Source organism: Enterobacter sp. RHBSTW-00175 (genome assembly GCF_013927005.1).
Taxonomy (GTDB): Bacteria; Pseudomonadota; Gammaproteobacteria; order Enterobacterales; family Enterobacteriaceae; genus Enterobacter.
On record NZ_CP055930.1, the window covers coordinates 1,014,661 to 1,037,414 of the forward strand.

A 22,754-nucleotide genomic window follows, 5' to 3' on the forward strand; every position below is an offset into this window, starting at 1 on the left:
CCTGTTTTGCCGGGCGGCACTGCGTTTGCCCGGCTTACAAAACCTGTAATACCGTCGGGATGTTACTCCCAGAAATCCCGAGCGGGATCGAGCACCGGGCGAATGATGCCCGCACGCACCGTAAAGTCACCGAAGCCTTCACCCGCTTCGCGCTCTTTCGCCCAGCGCCCGACAAGCTCGTCAACGGAATCGAGAATTTCTGATTCCGTAATGTTCTCGCGATACATACGCGGAATGCGCGTACCCATCCGGTTACCACCCAGATGCACGTTGTAGCGGCCCGGCGCTTTACCCACCAGACCCAGCTCAGCCAGCATCGCACGGCCACAGCCGTTCGGGCAGCCGGTCACACGCATCACAATATGCTCTTCAGGAATACCGTGTTTTTCCAGAATCGCTTCCACTTTGTCGGTGAACGACGGCAGGAAGCGTTCCGCTTCGGCCATTGCCAGCGGACAGGTCGGGAATGACACGCAGGCCATTGAGTTTTCACGCTGCGGTTTCACCGCATTCATCAACCCATGATCGCGCGCCAGTTTCTCGATCTTCGCTTTCTGGCTTTCCGGCACACCGGCAATGATCAGGTTCTGGTTGGCGGTAATACGGAACTCACCTTTATGGATCTTAGCAATTTCCAGCAAACCAGTTTTCAGAGGGCGGCCCGGATAATCCAGAATACGGCCATTTTCGATAAACAGCGTCAGGTGCCATTTATTGTCGATGCCTTTTACCCAACCGATACGATCGCCGCGACCGGTGAATTCATAAGGACGGATCGGTTCAAATTTGATACCAGCGCGACGTTCCACTTCTTCTTTAAACGTCTCAACGCCCACGCGCTCCAGGGTGTATTTGGTCTTCGCGTTTTTACGGTCGGTACGGTTACCCCAGTCGCGCTGCGTGGTAACAACCGCTTCCGCCACGGCCAGCGTGTGCTCAAGCGGCAGGAAACCGAACTCACTCGCCGTGCGGGCATAGGTTTTTTTGTTGCCGTGTTCGATGGACAAACCGCCGCCCACCAGCAGGTTAAAGCCCACCAGCTTGCCATTTTCCGCAATCGCCACGAAGTTCATGTCGTTGGCGTGCAGATCGATATCGTTCTGCGGCGGGATCACCACTGTGGTTTTGAACTTACGCGGCAGATAGGTCTGGCCGAGGATCGGTTCTTCATCCGTGGTGGCAACTTTTTCCTGATCGAGCCAGATCTCCGCATACGCGCGGGTACGTGGCAGCAGGTGCTCAGAAATCTTCTTCGCCCATTCGTACGCTTCGGCATGAAGCTCAGACTCAAACGGGTTCGAGGTGCAGAGCACGTTACGGTTCATGTCGTTGGCGGTCGCCAGCGCGTCCAGCCCGACCGAGTGCAGCATCTGGTGTACCGGCTTCACGTTCTTCTTCAGAATGCCGTGGAACTGGAAGGTCTGACGGTTCGTCAGACGGATGCTGCCGTAAATGGTGTTGTCATGGGCGAATTTGTCGATTGCCTGCCACTGTTTAGTGGTGATAACCCCACCCGGCAGGCGGCAGCGCAGCAGCATCGCGTGACGCGGCTCCAGCTTTTGTTCTGCACGTTCGGCACGGATATCGCGGTCATCCTGCTGATACATACCGTGGAAACGGATCAGCAGGAAGTTGTCGCCTTTAAAACCGCCAGTCAGACCGTCATTCAAATCTTCGGCAATGGTGCCGCGCAGATAGTTACTCTCAACTTTCATGCGCTCGGCATCAGTCAGTTTGCCTTCGACCACCAGTGGGCCAGGGTGTTTTTCGCTCATTAGTAGACATCTCGCTGATAACGGCGCTCTACGCGCAGCTCACTTAAATATTCGTCCGCCGTTTCGGCATCCATACCGCCGAATTCGGCAATCACTTCCAGCAAAGCCCGCTCAACGTCTTTCGCCATGCGATTGGCGTCGCCGCAGACATAAATGTGGGCACCGTCATTGATCCAGCGCCACAGCTCTGCGCCCTGTTCGCGCAGTTTGTCTTGTACGTATACTTTTTCTTTCTGGTCACGCGACCAGGCCAGGTCGATGCGGTTCAGCACGCCTTCTTTAACATAGCGCTGCCACTCAACCTGGTAGAGGAAATCTTCGGTAAAGTGCGGGTTGCCGAAGAACAGCCAGTTTTTACCGGGTGCTTCATCTGCCGCACGCTGCTGCATAAAGGAACGGAACGGCGCGATACCGGTGCCTGGGCCAATCATAATGACCGGCGTTTGCGGGTTTGTCGGCAGACGGAAGTTGTCGTTGTGCTCGATAAAGACGCGAACCTCGCCCTCTTCTTCTACACGCTCAGCCAGGAAGCTGGATGCACCGCCCGCGCGAGCACGGCCTTCGATGTCATAACGCACCACACCCACGGTCACGTGGACTTCGCTTTCCACTTCCGCCTGCGAAGAGGCGATAGAGTAAAGACGCGGCGTCAGCGGACGTAACAGACCAACCAGGGCTTCTGCATCCAGCTGGGCTGGCGCGAAACGCACCATATCAACAATCGGGGTGGTGGCCGCATAGTGCTGCAACTTCGCTTTATCACCCACTAAAGGCAGCAGGGATTCACTGCGCGTTAAGGTGGCGTAATTCTCAACGATGTTGGCCGTGTTCACGGTCAGCTCAAAATGCCATTGCAGCGCTTCAGCAAGTGTCTGTGTTTTGCCTTCAACGGTGACCGGTTCGTCGCCTTTCAGCCACAGCAGCTCTGCCAGCTCTTTCACTAATGCAGGGTCGTTCTGATACCAGACACCCAGCGCATCACCCGGCTGATAACGTAAACCGGAATCGCCCAGATCGATTTCGATATGGCGAACGTCTTTCTCTGAGTCGCGGCCAGTGATCTTCTGATTCACCGACAGGCTTGCCGTCAGCGGTGCCTCTTTGGTGTACGGGCTGGTGTGAATATCATTGACGGCGCCACTGGCGCTGAATGCTGCCTGCGTGGATGTCTCTTTCGGGACACGCGCTTTCAGCACCTCGACCACGCGAGAACGCCATTCCGCCGCCGCGGTCTGGTATTCCACATCGGCATCGACGCGGTCCAGCAGACGCTCAGCGCCAAGCTCTGCCAGCTTGCTGTCGAAGTCTTTACCGGACTGGCAGAAGAATTCATAGGAGGTGTCGCCCAGGCCAAACACGGCAAAGGCAGTGCCATCCAGTTTTGGCGCTTTCTTCGAGAACAGGAATTTATGCAGCGCCACCGCCTCTTCAGCGGGTTCGCCCTCGCCCTGTGTTGAAGCCACAACCACCAGCAGTTTTTCTGACGCGATTTGTTTGAATTTATAATCCCCGGCGTTCACCAGGTTCACGTTCAGTTTGGCGGCAAGCAGGTCATCACGCAGCGCTTCGGCCACGCGGCGGGCGTTGCCCGTCTGCGAGGCAGAGATAAGCGTAATAGCCGGGATCTCAACGGCAGCGGCAGGCGCGGCAACAACGGCCCCTGGCTGTTGGTTAAGCATTCCCCAGAAATAGCCGGACACCCAGGCAAGCTGAGTGGGTGAAAAATCAGTGGTGGCGGCCTGTAGGCGCGCCAGTTGCTCCGGGTTCAGGGGAAGCAAATTTGAAGGTGGGGCCTGTGTTGTCATGCGTCGTTATGTTCCAGTAGCAAAGCGGAATTTATGCAAAAAGACCAAACTAGAGATAAGGTTAACGGCGTGGATAATAACAATTAAAGAAGGGATGGAAATAATAAATAACCAAATGGACTAACCTGTTTTAGCTATCGTTCTTAACGATAAAACCGATTATCTAATCCATTGAAATATAAATATAAAAACCAGCTAAAACGCTGTATCCGCCATCAATGAAGGTAAAGGCCGTTTTAGTTAATGCTAAAAAATGTGCTTTCCGGTACTATGCGGCGGTTTTTTCCGCATTACTTGAGAGTTCATGATGTCCACCACACTGTTTAAAGATTTCGTCTTCGAAGCCGCACACCATCTTCCACACGTCCCTGCCGGGCATAAATGCGGCCGTTTACACGGGCACTCATTTATGGTGCGTCTTGAAATCACGGGTGAAGTCGATCCGCATACTGGGTGGATCATGGACTTTGCTGAGCTGAAAGCGGCGTTTAAGCCGACTTACGATCGCCTGGATCACTACTATCTGAATGATATCCCGGGTCTTGAAAACCCAACCAGCGAAGTGCTGGCAAAATGGATTTGGGATCAGATGAAACCGCTGGTGCCACTGCTGAGCGCGGTGATGATTAAAGAAACCTGCACGGCGGGATGCGTGTATCGCGGATAGTCACAGTAGTGTCGGGTGACGCTACGCTTACCCGACCTACAATACTGGACGTCTGAAGCCCGGTAAACGCTAGCGTCACCGGGCTTTTTTTAGGCGATATTCAGATACTTGTGTGTCTGCATCGACAGGCGCCAGTTGCGCGCAATACAGGTTTCAATGCACAGACGTGTGGCATCGTCTTTCTGGCTGATAGGCTGAAGAGCAATCACGCGCTGTTTTTCGTCAGACAACGTCGCCAGCAGTTCATCCAGCGCTTCGATATCACGTACGCGGCCAACCGGGTGTTTGATTTCGTCAGCACGCTCCAGCGCCTGCGACAATACATCGTAGCCACCGCGCATACTCACTTTCGGTGAAACCGTCACCCAGGTTGCATGAGAACAAAGCACTTCATGCGTTCCACTGGTTTCAATCTGACAGCTATAACCGTTCTTTTCGAGCAGCTCTGTCAGGGGCGTTAAATCGTGAATACAAGGCTCACCACCGGTGATCACCACATGGCGCGCCGTCCAGCCCTGACGACCGATAATCGCCAGCAGATCTTCTGAACTCCCCGCGCCCCACTTATCGCTCTCTTTGGTTTTAGCCAGAATGCTAAACAGCGACACTTCCCGATCTGCAAGTTTATCCCACGTATGTTTGGTATCACACCAGGCACAGCCAACCGGGCATCCCTGTAAACGAATAAAAATAGCGGGAACGCCGGTAAAGTAACCCTCGCCTTGCAGGGTCTGGAACATCTCGTTAATCGGGTACTGCATAGTCTTCTCAGTTAAAGGGGTAATCGTTAATTATCGCAGATCCCCGTCGAAGGATCATGCTCCATCGGTGCTTTGCCCGCTAATTACCGGGACATACCGCTCCAGCCCGGCTGTGGAGGGTCTGACAATCCCGCAGAAAGGCAGTGCAACACTTCCTCCATTATTATAACAATTATTTAGCAGGTTATTTCATCGCGGCCTGTTACGCTATTCGCTGTTTGTGTCCTTTGTTTTACTTTGGGAAATGACCATTCGTTTTAGCGTTTCGTCATGGTGTAACAAAGCATTTTTATTTTTACATTTAGAATTAACTAGAAAACATAAAAACAGAAAATTAATTCATTAAAAAACAATACATTAAATATTTTAAATTATTTAATTGAATCATTCATTACATACCGTTGTCGAATATCTCCTCCTGATTTCCTTACCTTAAAATAAGCTTAAGATACGGCCTTTAATGGCATTTCTTTATTTAAACGCCGTTTACTTTTCCCCGCCTACAATCCGCTCATCTATCAGCATGAGACAGTATCCATGAATACGTTATTCATTACGGGCGTGACCGGGTTTCTTGGCGGAGCAGTACTCGAAAAAATCCTTAATAGCGATCAGACAGTAAACTTGCTGCTTCTGGTACGTGCCGGCAACCCGCAAGAAGGGCTTGAGCGCGTAAAGGAGAATATGCGCAAATTCCATGTTCATGAGAACACGCTGGCCAGGCTGACAGCGGATGACATCCTCATCGGCGATCTCGCTAACACGCACGACTTCCTGAGCGATCCGCGACTGGATCAGGTTACTCATGTGGTCAACTGTGCGGCCGTCGCTTCCTTTGGTAATAACCCGCTTATCTGGAAAGTAAACGTTGAGGGTACGCTGGCACTCGCTACCCGAATGGAACAGGTGGCAGGTTTACAGCGTTTCCTGCACGTGGGGACAGCCATGTCATGCACGCCAGAACAGGATAGTCTGGTTGCAGAAAGCGCAGAGTTTAGAGAGAACGCCGAACATCTGGTGGAATACACCTACTCGAAATCCACCATTGAGCAGTTGATGCGCCAGCAATGCCCGCACTTACCATTGTTGATTGCCCGCCCGTCGATCGTGGTCGGCCACACACGTCACGGCTGCACGCCTTCGAGCAGTATTTTTTGGGTCTTCAGCATGGGGCTGATGCTGCAAAAATTCATGTGCTCTATGGAAGATAAAGTCGATGTTGTGCCTGTGGATTACTGTGCTGATGCGCTGCTGATGCTGCTCAACAGTTCTGCCCGTCAGGGTGAAGTTGTCCATATTTCGGCCGGAGAAGAGAGCAGCGTTCGCTTTGCTGATATTGATATGGCGATGGCGGAAGCGCTGGAAAAAGCGCCGGTCGGCGACAAATACGCCCAGGTGAGTTATGAAACTCTGGTGAAAATGCGCCGGGAACTGAAGCACATTTTTGGCCCCTGCAATGAGCGCCTGATGCTTAAGGCTATGCGTTTGTACGGTGCGTTTGCCACGCTTAACGTGCGCTTCAGCAACGACAAACTGTTGAGTATGGGGATGCCAAAACCGCCCCGCTTTACGGATTATATCGCCCGCTGTGTGCAGACCACTCAGGGGCTGACAATCCCCGAACAGATGGCAGTCGATTTCAAATAGCCAAAAAAAATGCCAGTCATTTGACTGGCATTTTCATCTTAAGATTTAAAGGCTATTACTGGCCTTTGATCTCTTTAAGACCGTTGTATGGTGCTTTTTCGCCCAGAGCTTCTTCGATACGAATCAGCTGGTTGTATTTAGCAACACGGTCAGAACGGCTCATAGAACCGGTTTTGATCTGGCCTGCTGCGGTACCAACAGCCAGGTCAGCGATGGTAGCGTCTTCAGTTTCGCCAGAACGGTGAGAGATAACAGCGGTATAGCCCGCGTCTTTCGCCATTTTGATCGCAGCCAGAGTTTCGGTCAGAGAACCGATCTGGTTGAATTTGATCAGGATGGAGTTAACGATGCCTTTCTCGATGCCTTCTTTCAGGATCTTGGTGTTAGTTACGAACAGATCGTCACCAACCAGCTGGATTTTGTCGCCCAGTACTTTGGTCTGGTATGCGAAACCAGCCCAGTCAGATTCGTCCAGACCGTCTTCGATAGAAACGATTGGGTACTGTTTGGTCAGGTCTTCCAGGAAGTGAGTGAATTCTTCAGAGGTGAACGCTTTGTTGCCTTCGCCAGCCAGAACGTATTTACCGTCTTTGTAGAATTCAGATGCTGCACAGTCCATCGCCAGGGTGATGTCTTTGCCCAGTTCGTAGCCAGCAGCTTTCACTGCTTCTGCGATAACTGCCAGAGCTTCTGCGTTAGAACCCAGGTTTGGCGCATAGCCACCTTCGTCACCAACAGCAGTGTTCATACCTTTAGCTTTCAGAACTTTAGCCAGGTTGTGGAACACTTCAGAACCCATGCGTACCGCTTCTTTCAGGGATTTCGCGCCAACTGGCTGAATCATGAATTCCTGAATATCAACGTTGTTATCCGCGTGCTCACCACCGTTGATGATGTTCATCATTGGTACTGGCATGGAGTATTTGCCTGGGGTGCCGTTCAGTTCAGCGATGTGCTCGAACAGTGGCTGGCCTTTTGCAGCTGCTGCTGCTTTGGCGTTTGCCAGGGAAACAGCCAGGATTGCGTTCGCACCGAAGTTAGATTTGTTTTCAGTACCGTCCAGATCGATCATGATCTTGTCGATGCCAGCCTGGTCTTTGGCGTCTTTGCCAAGGATTGCCTGAGCGATAGGACCGTTTACAGCGCCAACAGCTTTCAGTACGCCTTTGCCCATGAAACGGGATTTGTCGCCATCGCGCAGTTCCAGCGCTTCGCGGGAACCAGTAGAAGCACCTGATGGAGCAGCTGCCATACCGACGAAACCACCTTCCAGGTGAACTTCGGCTTCAACGGTCGGGTTACCACGGGAGTCGATGATTTCACGACCGATGACTTTAACGATTTTGGACATTAGATTTTCCTCAGTACAAGTTAAACTAAAACTCCAGACAAACAACGCGTACCAATGGTACGCGTTGCCGTTCTAACTTTTTTTACTTCGCCTGACGCTTCTGGTAATCGCTGGCGGCTTTCACAAAGCCTGCAAACAGCGGATGTCCGTCACGCGGCGTTGAAGTAAATTCCGGGTGGAATTGGCAGGCAACAAACCACGGATGGTTTGGCACTTCAATGATCTCGACTAACTGATCATCCCCGGAACGGCCCGCAATACGCAGACCCGCAGCTTCAATTGGTTTCAACAACATGTTGTTGACTTCATAACGGTGACGATGACGTTCGGTGATGGTTGACTCACCATACAGCTTGCGAACAACGCTATCGTCGGACAGCTGGCAGGCCTGTGCGCCAAGACGCATAGTGCCACCCAGATCGCTCTTCTCGGTACGGACTTCGACGTTGCCGTCTTCGTCGCGCCATTCAGTGATAAGCGCCACTACAGGGTACTTACAGTCTGGCACAAATTCCGTAGAGTTCGCGTTTTCCATTCCCGCTACGTTGCGCGCAAATTCGATCAGCGCAACCTGCATACCCAGACAGATGCCGAGGTATGGAATATTGTTTTCACGCGCATAGCGTGCGGTGGCGATCTTGCCTTCTACACCACGGTAGCCGAAGCCGCCAGGGATAAGGATAGCATCCAGATCTTTCAGAATTTCAACGCCGCGAGTTTCAACATCCTGCGAATCAATCAGCTTGATGTTAACGGAGACGCGGTTCTTCAGACCACCGTGTTTCAGCGCTTCGATAACTGACTTATAGGCATCTGGCAGTTCAATGTACTTACCAACCATACCGATAGTCACTTCGCCTGCCGGGTTAGCTTCTTCGTAAATAACCTGTTCCCATTCGGACAGATTTGCTTCCGGGCAGCTCAAGCTGAATCGTTTACAAATATAATCGTCCAGGCCCTGTGATTTCAACAGGCCCGGGATTTTATATATGGAATCGACATCTTTCATTGAAATAACGGCTTTTTCTGGCACGTTACAGAACAATGCAATTTTGGCACGTTCGTTGGCCGGAATAGCGCGATCGGAGCGGCAAACCAGGATATCAGGCTGAATACCGATAGAGAGCAACTCTTTAACGGAATGCTGAGTCGGCTTGGTTTTCACTTCACCTGCGGCAGCCATGTAAGGCACCAGCGTCAGGTGCATGAACAGTGCATGCTCACGACCAATGTCTACCGCCAGCTGACGAATCGCTTCAAGGAACGGCAGGGATTCGATATCACCCACAGTACCGCCGATTTCAACCAGCACAACGTCATGGCCTTCGCCACCAGCAAGAACACGTTCTTTGATTGCGTTAGTGATGTGCGGGATAACCTGCACAGTTGCGCCCAGGTAGTCACCGCGGCGCTCTTTACGCAGAACGTCAGAGTAGATACGGCCAGTCGTAAAGTTGTTACGACGGGTCATTTTGGTACGAATGAAACGCTCGTAGTGGCCAAGATCCAGATCGGTTTCAGCGCCGTCTTCAGTAACGAACACTTCCCCGTGTTGGGTTGGGCTCATGGTGCCCGGATCGACGTTGATATACGGATCCAGTTTCATCATGGTCACATTGAGGCCACGGGCTTCAAGAATGGCTGCGAGGGAGGCTGCGGCAATGCCTTTACCCAGAGAGGATACGACCCCGCCGGTCACAAAAATATAGTTCGTTGTCATGCTGAACCTGAGAAGTTAGGGTGAAACGATGGAATAACCAGGACGGGAAAGTAGTATACCCGAACACCGCGAGCGCCACAAACTTTCATTCTCCGTCTCCTTTCCAGGCTATGACAAACATAAGGAGTGAGAAAATAGCCCGTTTTGGGTAAATGTTTTTGACGCAAATCAAGCGCTTGTCATTTAAAAAATCACACAAATTGCGCTTGATCGCAAAAATCCGTTAGAGATCAGATTCCTGGCGTTTTACTTCCTGCCAGACTTCTTCCATCACATCGAGGTCTACACCGGTCATTTCCAGGCCGCGTGAGGCCACAATCCGCTCCACTTCGCGGAAACGACGCTCGAACTTAATGTTGGCTTTTTGCAGTGCAGTTTCCGCTTTTACACCCAAATGGCGCGAAAGATTGACAGTCGCAAACAACAGATCGCCCATTTCCTCTTCCAGCTTTGCTTCATCCACAACTGCCTGTTGCGCTTCGTGCATCACTTCGTCGATCTCTTCATGCACTTTGTCCAGCACCGGGCCAAGCGATGTCCAGTCAAATCCCACCGCAGAGCAGCGTTTCTGGATTTTGTGCGCACGCATGAGTGCAGGCAGGCTCAGCGGGATGTCATCCAGCGCTGAATGCTGGGATTTTTCAGCGCGCTCAGCGCTTTTTATCTGCTCCCAGCGAGCCAACACTTCCGCGCTGTTTTCGGCGGTAGCATCGCCGAAAATATGCGGATGACGGCGCTCCAGTTTGTCGCTGATGGCAGCACAGATGTCGTCAAAATTAAAACGCCCTTCTTCCTGTGCCATCTGGGCATAAAACACCACCTGGAACAGCAGGTCACCCAGCTCACCGCGCAGATCGTCGAAATCTTCACGGGAGATGGCATCCAGCACTTCGTAGGTTTCTTCGAGGGTATATGGCGCGATGGTGGCAAAAGTCTGCTCTTTGTCCCACGGGCAGCCGTTTTCCGGGTCGCGCAGGCGTTTCATGATGCCGAGCAGGCGGTCGATTTGGGTCATAATATGTTCCATTAAAAAACAAGCCGGGTGGCGGTAAAACCTTACCCGGCTTACAAAAGAAAGCGCGGTTAACCGCCGTGCAGACGACGTGCGTCAATCACGTCCGGTACCTGATTCAGTTTGCCCAGCACGCGGCCCAGCACCTGGAGGTTGTAGATTTCGATAGTCATATCGATGGTGGCGAGCTGCTCGCGGGTATCACTGCGGCTGGCGACGCCAAGCACGTTGACCTTTTCGTTGGCAAGAATGGTCGTGATATCACGCAGTAAACCGCTGCGGTCATTCGCGGTGACGCGCACCACCAGCGAATAGCCAGCAGAGTAACTCTCGCCCCACACAGCATCGACAATACGCTCCGGTGCATGGGATTGCAGTTCGGCGAGCTGATCGCAATCCGAGCGGTGAATAGAGATCCCGCGCCCCTGAGTGATAAAGCCGACAATATCATCACCCGGAATGGGCTGGCAGCAGCGGGCGATGTGGTGCATCAGATTACCGACGCCCTCTACCACCACGCGGCCGTTATCTTTGCTGCGCTGCTGTGGAGCATAGCTTTTCTGCTGAAGCTGTTTCAGCGCGGCGGCGTCCTGCTCTTCCGCACTTGGCTTGTTGAACTGAGCTTGCAGGAAATTCACCATCTGATTCAGACGGATATCGCCCCCGCCGATGGCGGCTAACAGCTCATCCAGCTCATTAAAGTTGTAGCGCGGCAGCAGGTGCTTCTCTGCCTCTTTCAGGCTGATGCCGACATGCTCAAGCTCATCATCAAGGATCTGACGGCCGGCAAGGATGTTCTTATCGCGATCCTGTTTGCGGAACCAGGCATGAATTTTGGAGCGCCCGCGGCTGGTGGTCACGTAGCCCAGGTTTGGATTCAGCCAGTCGCGGCTTGGGTTCGGCTGCTTCTGGGTGATAATTTCAATCTGATCGCCCATCTGTAGCTGGTAGGTGAACGGCACGATACGCCCACCAATTTTTGCGCCGATGCAGCGGTGCCCTACATCGCTGTGGATGTGGTAAGCAAAGTCGAGCGGCGTAGACCCCGCTGGCAGGTCAACGACATCGCCTTTCGGGGTAAAGACATAAACCCTGTCATCAAAGACCTGGCTACGAACTTCGTCGAGCATCTCGCCGGAATCCGCCATCTCTTCCTGCCACGCAATCAGTTTACGCAGCCATGCAATGCGGTCTTCATGGCCAGAACGCGCACCGCCGGTTGTGCCTTCTTTGTATTTCCAGTGCGCAGCAACGCCCAGCTCGGCATCTTCATGCATCTGTTTGGTACGGATCTGGATCTCAACCGTTTTGCCGCCAGGGCCAAGTACCACGGTATGAATAGACTGGTAGCCATTCGGTTTTGGGTTCGCGACATAGTCATCAAACTCATCCGGCAGATGGCGGAAGTGCGTGTGCACTATCCCCAACGCGGCATAGCAGTCCTGCAAGCGATCGGCCACGATACGCACCGCGCGCACGTCAAACAACTCGTCAAAGGCGAGGTGCTTCTTCTGCATTTTGCGCCAGATGCTGTAGATATGTTTTGGTCGACCGTACACTTCGGCACGCACGTTCTCTTCTTTCATCGACTGACGCAACCCGCCGACAAACTCATCGATATAGTGTTCGCGGTCAATGCGACGTTCATGCAGAAGCTTGGCAATACGCTTATATTCCGCCGGGTGCAGGTAGCGGAAGCAGTAATCTTCCAGCTCCCATTTCAGCTGCCCGATACCCAGACGGTTCGCCAGCGGTGCATAGATATTTGTACACTCTTTAGCCGCCAGCACACGTTCATCTTCCGGCGCATCCTTCACTTCGCGCAGGTGAGCAATACGCTCGGCAAGTTTGATGACCACGCAGCGGAAGTCATCCACCATGGCCAGCAGCATCCGACGGACGTTATCGACTTGTTCAGAGGAGACTGAATCTGTATGGGCAGCTTTCAGCTGGCGGATAGCTGCCATATCACGTACGCCATGGATCAACGCCACAACGGGTTTGCCGACGCTCTCCACCAGCACATCCTCAGAAACTACGTCAGCGTCTGCGAGTGGGAACAGGAGCGCCGCCTGTAGTGTTTCGATATCCATGTTGAGCATGGAGAGGATTTCGACCATCTCAATACCGCGCCACAACAGCAATTCAGCATTAGGATGCCCTTGCGTGGTGCGCAGACAATAAGCCCAGGTTCCGGTTAAGCGTTCACACGATTGCTGGCTGGAAATCCCCAGACTTGCTATCCATTTTTGTGGGTCAAACTCACCAGCTTTATTGAGATGTGCACTTCTTACCGCAACCATTGTCCTCTCCTTTAGGGACCAGGGCCTGTCGAAGTCGACAAGCCAAACTCATTATATGTGCTCGAACAACACCATTGATTCCAGATGCCCAGTGTGCGGGAACATGTCCAGCATTGCCAGACGCTGAATTTGGTAACCCGCCTGGGTTAATGTCTCGCTATCTCTGGCAAGCGTGGCCGGGTTACAGGAAACATAGACCACGCGCTTTGGTGCGAGTTTAATAATATGCTGCATCACGCCCGGTGCGCCAGCGCGCGCCGGGTCGAGTAAAATCTTGTCAAAACCCTGCTTAGCCCACGGCTGCCGGGTGACATCTTCCTCCAGATTTTGATGAAAGAATGTCACATTTTGCAACCCATTAAGCTGAGCGTTCTCCTGCCCTTTTGCCACCAGCGCCTCGACGCCTTCAACGCCCACAACGCTTGACGCTTTCTGAGCCAGCGGCAGCGTGAAATTGCCCATACCGCAGAACAGATCGAGCACCCGGTCAGTTGGCTGAACATCCAGCCACGCCAGCGCTTTTTCTATCATTTGCTGATTCACGCCGTCGTTTACCTGAATGAAATCACGCGGACTGAACGTTAAGCGTAGCCCGTTTGACGCATACCAGGGAGCCTCTCCTGTAACCTGCTCAAGTATCTCGCTTTGGGGCGCAAGGAAAAGCGCAAGCTCGTGAGAATGCGAAAAGCGTTCCAGTTTTTCACGGTCTTTTTTCGACAGTGGTGCAGTATGGCGCAGCACCATGAGCGGCCCATTGTTTGCCAGCACCAGTTCAACGTGTCCCAGATGGCGAATGCCGTCCAATTCAGACAGGCAGGAACGCACTTCCGGGAGCAATGCCTCAAGTTGGGGCACCAAAATGGGGCACTGTCGGATATTCACAATATCGCTGGAGCCCGCTTTGCGAAAACCCATATCCAGCTGTTCCGTTTTGGGCTGATAGCTGAGACTCAGGCGGGCGCGGCGGCGGTAACCCCAGGGTTGATCTGCAATAATGTCATTAACGTCATGTCTGATAAGACGCGCTAGTGCGTGACTTTTACTTTTTTGCTGAAGGTCAATACTGGCGTGCTGCTGTTGGCAACCACCGCATATGCCAAAGTGAGGGCAGCGTGGTACAACACGTTCAGGGCTCTCACTCAGGCGACGTTTGACCTGGCCACGGGCATACTGGCGCTTATCTTCCGTCAGGGTTATTTCTGCTCGTTCATCAGGCAGCAAACCTGTTATAAACAAGGTTTTACCATTGTGACGAGCGACCCCCTGACCAAAGGAATCGAGGTCTGTGGCTTCAACAGTTATGATCTGACGCGTCGTCACGCGTCGCTTTGCAGAGTAGAATTGCGCCATCGCCAAGATTTTTCTCAAATAAACATAATTAGCTTAATTGTCCCATAACGGAACTCCATGACCAACTACAGCCTGCGTGCGCGCATGATGATTTTGATCCTTGCCCCCACCGTTCTTATCGGTTTGCTGCTGAGTATCTTCTTTGTGGTGCACCGCTATAACGATTTGCAGAGACAACTGGAAGATGCCGGTGCCAGCATTATCGAGCCGCTGGCGGTGTCCAGTGAATACGGCATGAACCTGCAAAACCGTGAGTCCATTGGTCAGCTCATCAGCGTGCTCCACCGGCGTCATTCCGAGATTGTGCGTGCGATATCGGTCTACGATGAAAATAACCGTTTGTTCGTCACCTCTAATTTTCACCTCGATCCGGCCGAGCTGAAAATCCCGGACGGCTCGCCGTTCCCACGCCATCTCAGCGTATTGCGCCGCGGCGATATCATGATCCTGCGCACGCCTATCATTTCTGAAAGTTATTCGCCTGATGAATCCGCCATGTCTGACGCTAAATCCAGCAGCAATATGCTGGGATATGTGGCGCTTGAGCTGGATCTCAAGTCGGTGCGTCTACAGCAGTACAAAGAAATCTTCATTTCTGGCGTGATGATGCTGTTCTGTATCGGGATTGCGCTGATATTTGGCTGGCGCCTGATGCGCGACGTCACCGGGCCTATCCGCAATATGGTGAATACCGTCGATCGCATTCGTCGCGGGCAGCTCGACAGCCGTGTGGAAGGTTTTATGCTGGGCGAGTTAGATATGCTGAAAAACGGCATCAACTCGATGGCGATGTCGCTGGCAGCCTATCACGAAGAGATGCAGCATAACGTTGACCAGGCGACCTCCGACCTGCGCGAAACGCTGGAGCAGATGGAAATTCAGAACGTCGAGTTGGATCTGGCGAAAAAACGCGCTCAGGAAGCGGCGCGTATCAAGTCTGAGTTCCTGGCGAACATGTCGCACGAGCTGCGTACGCCGCTGAATGGTGTTATCGGCTTCACCCGCCTGACGCTGAAAAGCGAGCTGAACCCGACCCAACGCGATCACCTGCACACCATTGAGCGCTCTGCCAACAACCTGCTGGCGATCATTAACGACGTGCTGGACTTCTCCAAGCTGGAAGCAGGCAAACTGATTCTGGAGAGCATTCCTTTCCCGCTGCGCAGCACACTGGACGAAGTGGTAACGCTTCTTGCCCACTCCTCACACGATAAGGGTCTTGAGTTAACGCTCAACATTAAGAATGACGTACCGGATAACGTGATTGGCGATCCCCTGCGCTTGCAGCAGGTGATCACGAACCTGGTGGGTAACGCCATTAAATTCACCGAAAGCGGTAACATCGATATTCTGGTGGAAAAACGCGCAATCAGTAACAATAAGGTTCAGGTTGAAGTTCAGATCCGCGATACGGGCATTGGTATCCCGGAGCGTGACCAGTCGCGCCTGTTCCAGGCCTTCCGCCAGGCGGATGCCAGCATTTCCCGCCGTCATGGCGGCACGGGGCTTGGGCTGGTTATTACGCAAAAACTGGTGAAAGAGATGGGCGGGGATATCTCCTTCCATAGCCAGCCAAACCGCGGTTCAACCTTCTGGTTCCATATTAATCTGGACCTCAATCCAAACGTCCTCACGGATGGCCCGGTCACAGACTGCCTGAAAGGGATGCGTCTGGCCTATGTTGAGCCTAACGCCGCAGCGGCCCAGAGCACGCTGGACGTTTTAAGCTCTACGCCGCTGGAGATAATCTACAGCCCGACCTTCTCCGCCCTGGCGGTGGGGCATTACGATATCCTGCTGATGGGTATTCCGGTCACCTTTACCGGCGAGCTGACCATGCAGCAGGAGCGCCTGGCGAAAGCCGCGTCGATGACCGATTACCTGCTGCTGGCGTTACCGTGCCACGCCCAGATTAATGCCGAAGAGCTGAAAAACGACGGCGCGGCCGCCTGCCTGCTTAAACCGCTCACCGCCACGCGACTCCTGCCAGCGTTGACGGAATACTGCCGCCTGAGCCAGCACGCTCTGCCGCTGGTTAATGATGAACAGAAGCTGCCGATGAGCGTCATGGCGGTGGACGATAACCCAGCGAACCTGAAGCTCATCGGTGTATTGCTGGGGGATCAGGTTCAGCATGTTGAACTCTGTACCAGCGGTGCCCAGGCGGTCGAACAGGCCAAACAAATGCAGTTCGATCTGATCCTGATGGATATTCAGATGCCGGGCATGGACGGCATTCGCGCCTGTGAATTGATTCGCCAGCTTCCGCACCAGCAGCAGACCCCGGTGATTGCCGTCACGGCGCACGCGATGGCGGGCCAGAAAGAAAAATTACTGAGCGCCGGAATGAATGATTATCTGGCAAAACCTATCGATGAAGAGAAGCTTCACAACCTGCTGCTGCGCTATAAACCGGGTCGTATAGGCGGAACTTACTCGCCATCCACCGAAACCGTTGAGAGCACGATCAACCAGAACGCCACGTTCGACTGGCAACTGGCGCTACGCCAGGCGGCGGGCAAACCCGATTTGGCGCGCGAAATGCTGCAAATGCTGGTGGCGTTTTTGCCGGAAATCCGCAACAAAATCGAAGAACAATTGGTGGGTGAACATCCCGAAGAACTGCTGGAAGCTATCCACAAACTCCACGGCAGCTGTGGTTACAGTGGCGTACCGCGGCTGAAAAACCTGTGTCAGCTGGTGGAACAACAGCTGCGCGCCGGAACACCGGAATCAGAGCTTGAACCTGAGTTCCTGGAACTACTGGATGAGATGGATAACGTGACGCGGGAAGCAAGGAAGATGCTGGGGAACTAACGTAAAAGCCCGGTGGCGCTACCGCTTACCGGGCCTACAGGTGCACTCACAGTTAAAATCCCTGCCCCACTTTCAGTACCGCCGCAATATTTCTTGCTGCCAGGCGGACGTTCTCACCCGCATTTTCCAGCGCATCTTCCAGCGAGCAGATGGTATAAATCACGCTAAACACCGCGTCGATGCCGTGCTCATGAACCACCCCCACATCCGCAGTCAGGCTTCCCGCAATCCCGATAACCGGTTTGTTAAAGCGTTTAGCGACCTTCGCCACGCCAACGGGAACTTTGCCGTGAATAGTCTGGCTATCGATACGCCCTTCACCAGTGATAACCAGATCCGCATCAGCAACCTGCTCATCAAGGTGCAACGCGTCGGTCACAATCTCGATACCCTGACGCAGCTGCGCGCCGCAAAACGCGTACAACGCAGCCCCCATGCCACCAGCTGCACCGCCGCCTGCCAGATTTAAGACATCAATATCCAGATCCCGGGCGATCACTTTCGCGTAATGGGCAAGCGCGTTATCCAGCATCAGGATCATCTCTGGTGTGGCGCCTTTCTGTGGCCCAAACACCGCTGATGCGCCCTCTTCACCCGTTAACGGATTCGTGACGTCGCAGGCGACTTCTATCCGGCAGTCGGCAAGGCGTCTGTCCAGGCTGCTTCTGTCTATTTTCGCCAGCCGCTCAAGCTCGCTGCCGCCAGGACCAATGGCGTGGCCCTCGGCATCAAGCAATCTGGCACCCAGCGCCTGCACCATGCCAGCACCGCCGTCATTGGTTGCACTGCCGCCAATACCAATAATGATATGCTTAACCCCCACATCCAGCGCATGACGGATGAGTTCACCGGTTCCCCAGGAGGTTGTTTTTAATGGATTGCGTTGAGAGGGTGCGACCAGCTCCAGGCCGCTTGCCGCCGCCATTTCGATAAATGCGCTTTGTTCGTCGCCGGATAACCCATAGAACCCTTCCACGCGTTCACCCAACGGGCCAGTGACGGGGACGTGAACAATTCGCCCGCGGGTGGCAGCAACCATCGCCTCTACGGTGCCTTCACCGCCATCTGCAACCGGCAGTTTGACGTACTGTGCCGACGGGAAGATCTCGCGAAAACCCTGTTCTATCGCTGTCGCAACCTCAAGAGCACTCAAACTTTCCTTATACGAGTCCGGTGCGATAACTATTTTCATAAGCCATCCTTACGCATGTTAACTACGTTAAGCATACACCCGCCAGGTCGTCGAAAATGCCGATTCCCGCAGGAACCGGCAATACGCTTAACGCACCATGCAAGGGCGTTTGTTGTTGAAGGTCCAGTTCGGGATCAGATACTGCATTGAGATTGCGTCATCGCGCGCGCCCAGGCCATGCTTCTGGTATAGCTCATGCGCCTTCATCACTTGATCCATATCCAGCTCAACGCCCAGACCTGGCGTTGAAGGCACCTGCACCATACCGCCTTTGATTTCGAACGGCTGTTTGGTCAGACGCTGGTTGCCTTCCTGCCAGATCCAGTGGGTATCGATAGCGGTAATGTTGCCCGGCGCGGCGGCGGCGACATGGGTAAACATCGCCAGCGACACGTCGAAGTGGTTATTGGAGTGTGAGCCCCAGGTCAGGCCAAACTCATGACACATCTGCGCGACGCGCACAGAGCCCTGCATCGTCCAGAAGTGCGGGTCAGCCAGCGGAATATCGACAGATTGCAGAGAGAGCGTATGCCCCATCTGACGCCAGTCGGTCGCAATCATGTTGGTTGCCGTTGGCAAGCCGGTGGCGCGGCGGAATTCCGCCATCACTTCACGGCCGGAGAAGCCTTGCTCAGCGCCGCATGGGTCTTCTGCATAGGCCAGCACGCCTTTCAGCTGTTTGCCAATGTTGATGGCTTCATCGAGCGACCATGCGCCGTTTGGATCCAGCGTTACACGCGCCTGTGGGAAGCGTTTCGCCAGGGCAGAAATGGCTTCTGCCTCTTCCTCGCCCGCCAGCACGCCGCCTTTCAGTTTGAAATCGTTGAAGCCATATTTTTCGTAAGCGGCTTCTGCCAGACGCACAACCGCATCCGGGGTCATCGCTTCATCATGGCGGATGCGATACCAGTCGCATTTTTCATCCGGCTGGCTCTGGTACGGCAGTGGCGTCAGCTTACGGTTACCGACAAAGAACAGATAGCCGAGCATTTCTACTTCGCTACGCTGTTGCCCCTCGCCCAGCAGCGACGCTACGTTCACGCCCAGATGCTGACCAAGCAGATCCAGCATCGCAGCTTCGATACCCGTGACAACGTGAATGGTGGTGCGCAGATCGAAGGTTTGCAGACCACGTCCACCAGCATCCCGATCGGCGAAGGTGCTACGCACCGCATTCAGGACGTTTTTATACTCACCAAGGGTTTTGCCCACAACCAGAGGGATTGCATCTTCCAGCGTCTTACGGATCTTCTCACCGCCCGGAATTTCGCCCACCCCGGTGTGGCCGGAGTTGTCTTTAATAATCACAATATTACGGGTAAAGAATGGGGCATGTGCGCCACTCAGGTTCATCAACATGCTGTCATAACCCGCAACCGGAATGATCTGCATGGAGGTAACTACAGGGGTAGAAAATGTGCTCATCGTTCAATCCTTTTATTTGTGACGTCCAAAAACAGGGCGTTTGCGGTCAAATGTCCAGCCAGGGATAAGGTATTGCATTGGGCCTGCGTCATTACGCGCACCACCCGGCAGTTTTTTATACGCCTCATGTGCTTTGTGGATCTGATCCCAGTCAAGCTCCACACCCAACCCTGGCGCATCGGGTACAGCGATTTTGCCGTTTTTGATTTCCAGCGGGTTTTTCGTCAGACGGGCTTCGCCCTCCTGCCAGATCCAGTGGGTATCAATAGCGGTCGGGTTGCCCGGAGCCGCTGCACCCACATGGGTAAACATCGCCAGCGAAATATCGAAATGGTTGTTAGAGTGGCAACCCCATGTCAGGCCCCAGTCATCGCAAAGCTGCGCAACCCGCACCGCGCCTGAGAGCGTCCAGAAATGCGGATCGGCCAGCGGAATATCAACTGAATTCAGCATGACCGCATGACCCATTTCGCGCCAGTTGGTCGCAATCATGTTGGTCGCCACCGGCAACCCGGTAGCACGACGGAATTCCGCCATCACTTCACGGCCGGAGAAACCCTGTTCAGCGCCGCACGGATCTTCCGCGTAGGTCAGCACGTCACCCAGGCCTTTGCACAAGGCGATAGCTTCATCGAGCAGCCACGCGCCGTTCGGATCAACGGTGATACGAGCATCCGGGAAGCGCTTTTTCAGGGCACGAGCGCTTTCAATCTCTTGCTCGCCCGGCAACACGCCACCTTTCAGTTTGAAATCTTTAAACCCGTAGCGATCCTGCGCCGCTTCAGCCAGGCGAACCACCGCCTCACTGGAAAGCGCTTCCTGATGGCGCAGGTGATACCACTCATGGTTGCCCGGCGAACACGCCAGATAAGGCAGGTCCGTTTTGTTTCTGTCGCCGACATAAAACAGATAACCCAGAACCGTTACCGCATCGCGCTGCTTGCCTGGCCCTAATAGTTCACACACCGGGACATTCAGTGCCTTGCCCAGCAGGTCCAGAAGCGCGGCTTCCAGTGCGGCAACCGCATTCACACGCAGTTCAAACGTCCAGGCACCCTTGCCGAAGGTATCAAAATCAGCAGACTGGTTGCCCTTATGTACTTGTTGAACCACTTTGTTCAGACGGGCCACTTCCTGGCCTACAACCTGTGGGATCGCATCGACCAGCGTCTGGTAAATCACCTCACCACCCGGCGCTTCACCTACACCTGTATTACCGGCACTGTCGGTTAGCACCACAATGTTGCGGGTAAACCAGGCATTATGCGCGCCGCCGATGTTGAGCAGCATACTGTCTTGCCCGGCCACCGGGATGACCTTCATTTCAGTGACGATTGGGCTTGATTGCGTTGTCATCACCCACGCTCCGCAGCAGGTTTCAGTTCGATACGTTTGATATCACCCACCAGCACCAGGTAGCTCAGTACAGCGACCAGCGCATGGACACCCACGTAAATCAGCGCACCGTTAAAGGAGCCAGTGGTACCGACGATGTAACCAATAGCAATTGGGGTGACAATGCCGGAAATGTTGCCGAACATGTTGAACAGACCACCACTCAGGCCGCTGATCTCTTTTGGCGCAGTATCTGCCATCACCGCCCAGCCCAGCGCACCGATGCCTTTACCAAAGAACGCCATCGCCATAAAGCCGATAATCATCCATTCCGCACTCACGTAGTTACAGAACACCATAGTCATCGAGAGCAACATGCCGAGTACGATTGGCGTTTTACGGGCGATATTCAGAGAGCCGGTACGACGCATCAACCAGTCAGAAATCACGCCCCCCAGCACGCCCCCCACAAATCCACAGACCGCCGGAATTGAGGCAACAAAACCTGCTTTGAGGATGGTCATCCCACGAGCCTGCACCAGATAAACCGGGAACCAGGTGATGAAGAAGTACGTTAAGGCGTTGATACAGTACTGGCCCAGATAGATGCCGATCATCATGCGAGAGCCGACCAGCTGTTTGATCTGCCCCCACTTCTGGCTGAACGGCACTTTTGTTTTAGTTTTCTGCTGATCCATGTTGATCAGCGCACCGCCTTCGGCAATGTACTCCAGCTCTTTCTTGTTCACGCCAGGATGCTGGTTTGGTTCATGGATCACTTTCATCCAGATGATACTGATGATGATCCCAAGCCCACCCATAAAGAAGAAGACGTGCGACCAGCCCACCTCCTGCGTCAACCAGCCCATAATCGGGGCGAAAATAACCGTGGCGAAGTACTGTGCGGAGTTAAAAATTGCCACCGCCGTTCCCCTCTCCTGCGCCGGGAACCAGGCCGCCACTATACGGCTGTTACCGGGGAAGGAAGGTGCTTCTGCTAACCCTACCAGGAACCGCAGGGTGAAGAGCGCAACGATAATGCCAAAGCCGCTGAAGATATCGACGAAACCCTGCAACAGGGTAAACATCGACCAGATAAAGATGGACCAGAAATAGACACGTTTGGAGCCAAAGCGATCAAGCAACCAGCCGCCCGGGATCTGACCTATAACATAGGCCCATGAAAATGCAGAGAAAACGTAACCCATGCCAACCGGATCAAGCCCGATATCTTTTGCCATTTCCGACCCGGCAATCGACAGCGTGGCGCGGTCACCATAGTTAAAGGACGTGACGATAAACAACATCACCACAATCCAGTAGCGAGCATTAGTGCGCTTCTCAGCGCTGCTGGCAGCCTGGCTTAATGTACTCATAGTTGCACTCCTGAATCCTGGCTTTCGCCGGTTCATTCTGTACAGTACCTGTAGGGTAATCAGAATGAGGTTAGTGTTTAGCAGTTTTGGTACGGCTTAACGCTGTTTTATAGTGAAGCCCTGCCTTTTAGTAACTGACGGGGAAAGTATATGAAGGAGTGATGCGTTACCTCACCGTGCATGAACACAACATTGACGGCATGGTAAGAGGTTGTTTG

Annotated in this window: 15 protein-coding genes; 3 read left to right on the forward strand and 12 right to left on the reverse strand. The window is 53.6% G+C overall.

Going from position 1 to position 22,754, the window contains the following annotated elements; translation table 11 throughout:
- Nucleotides 1–62: 62 nt before the first annotated feature.
- Nucleotides 63–1,775 (reverse strand): assimilatory sulfite reductase (NADPH) hemoprotein subunit, encoded by a 1,713-nt coding sequence (gene cysI, locus HV107_RS04785; protein ID WP_182062252.1) that lies wholly within the window; start codon nt 1,773–1,775, stop codon nt 63–65.
- A complete protein-coding gene (cysJ, locus tag HV107_RS04790) occupies nt 1,775–3,580 on the reverse strand; it encodes an NADPH-dependent assimilatory sulfite reductase flavoprotein subunit (protein WP_182062253.1) in 1,806 nt (601 codons plus the stop codon). Before cysJ ends, cysI begins: the two co-directional genes overlap by 1 nt.
- A 304-nt stretch (nt 3,581–3,884) precedes the next feature.
- On the opposite strand from cysJ, the gene queD reads away from it, so the two are divergent.
- Nucleotides 3,885–4,247, forward strand: a complete 363-nt coding sequence (queD, locus tag HV107_RS04795) for a 6-carboxytetrahydropterin synthase QueD (protein WP_014071558.1) — start codon at nt 3,885–3,887, stop codon at nt 4,245–4,247.
- 89 nt (nt 4,248–4,336) lie between these two features.
- Here queD and queE read toward each other — a convergent pair whose 3' ends face one another.
- Complete coding sequence (queE, locus tag HV107_RS04800; protein WP_182062254.1) at nt 4,337–5,008, reverse strand: 7-carboxy-7-deazaguanine synthase QueE; 672 nt, start codon at nt 5,006–5,008, stop codon at nt 4,337–4,339.
- Nucleotides 5,009–5,545: 537 nt separating this feature from the next.
- On the opposite strand from queE, the gene HV107_RS04805 reads away from it, so the two are divergent.
- Complete coding sequence (locus tag HV107_RS04805) at nt 5,546–6,655, forward strand: SDR family oxidoreductase (RefSeq protein WP_182062255.1); 1,110 nt, start codon at nt 5,546–5,548, stop codon at nt 6,653–6,655.
- Nucleotides 6,656–6,710: 55 nt separating this feature from the next.
- Here the strand turns inward: HV107_RS04805 and eno are convergent, their stop codons facing one another.
- The 5 genes from eno to rlmD form a co-directional block, all read right to left on the reverse strand.
- Nucleotides 6,711–8,006: a phosphopyruvate hydratase gene (gene eno / locus HV107_RS04810; RefSeq protein WP_182062256.1), complete on the reverse strand. Its 1,296-nt coding sequence runs from the start codon at nt 8,004–8,006 to the stop codon at nt 6,711–6,713.
- Nucleotides 8,007–8,088: 82 nt separating this feature from the next.
- Nucleotides 8,089–9,726, reverse strand: coding sequence for a glutamine hydrolyzing CTP synthase (gene pyrG, locus HV107_RS04815; protein ID WP_182062257.1), 1,638 nt, complete (start codon nt 9,724–9,726; stop codon nt 8,089–8,091).
- A gap of 223 nt (nt 9,727–9,949) precedes the next feature.
- Nucleotides 9,950–10,741, reverse strand: a complete 792-nt coding sequence (gene mazG / locus HV107_RS04820; protein WP_182062258.1) for a nucleoside triphosphate pyrophosphohydrolase — start codon at nt 10,739–10,741, stop codon at nt 9,950–9,952.
- A gap of 68 nt (nt 10,742–10,809) precedes the next feature.
- Entirely contained in the window at nt 10,810–13,041 is a 2,232-nt protein-coding gene (relA, locus tag HV107_RS04825; protein WP_182062259.1) for a GTP diphosphokinase, read from the reverse strand.
- Nucleotides 13,042–13,092: 51 nt separating this feature from the next.
- Entirely contained in the window at nt 13,093–14,391 is a 1,299-nt protein-coding gene (gene rlmD / locus HV107_RS04830; protein WP_182062260.1) for a 23S rRNA (uracil(1939)-C(5))-methyltransferase RlmD, read from the reverse strand.
- A 57-nt stretch (nt 14,392–14,448) separates the two neighbouring features.
- Here rlmD and barA point away from each other — a divergent pair, with 57 nt between their 5' ends.
- Nucleotides 14,449–17,208 (forward strand): two-component sensor histidine kinase BarA, encoded by a 2,760-nt coding sequence (gene barA / locus HV107_RS04835; RefSeq protein WP_182062261.1) that lies wholly within the window; start codon nt 14,449–14,451, stop codon nt 17,206–17,208.
- A 52-nt stretch (nt 17,209–17,260) separates the two neighbouring features.
- Here barA and HV107_RS04840 read toward each other — a convergent pair whose 3' ends face one another.
- The 4 genes from HV107_RS04840 to gudP form a co-directional block, all read right to left on the reverse strand.
- Nucleotides 17,261–18,400, reverse strand: coding sequence for a glycerate kinase (locus HV107_RS04840; RefSeq protein ID WP_182062262.1), 1,140 nt, complete (start codon nt 18,398–18,400; stop codon nt 17,261–17,263).
- Between the two features lie 87 nt (nt 18,401–18,487).
- On the reverse strand, nt 18,488–19,825 hold the full coding sequence (gene gudD / locus HV107_RS04845; RefSeq protein ID WP_182062263.1) for a glucarate dehydratase: 1,338 nt from the start codon (nt 19,823–19,825) through the stop codon (nt 18,488–18,490).
- 12 nt (nt 19,826–19,837) lie between these two features.
- Nucleotides 19,838–21,181 carry an enolase C-terminal domain-like protein gene (locus tag HV107_RS04850; protein WP_182062264.1) on the reverse strand — a complete coding sequence of 448 codons (1,344 nt, stop codon included), beginning with the start codon at nt 21,179–21,181 and terminating at the stop codon, nt 19,838–19,840.
- Nucleotides 21,181–22,536, reverse strand: coding sequence for a galactarate/glucarate/glycerate transporter GudP (gudP, locus tag HV107_RS04855; RefSeq protein WP_182062265.1), 1,356 nt, complete (start codon nt 22,534–22,536; stop codon nt 21,181–21,183). The genes HV107_RS04850 and gudP overlap by 1 nt, the downstream gene beginning before the upstream one ends.
- Nucleotides 22,537–22,754: the final 218 nt, after the last annotated feature.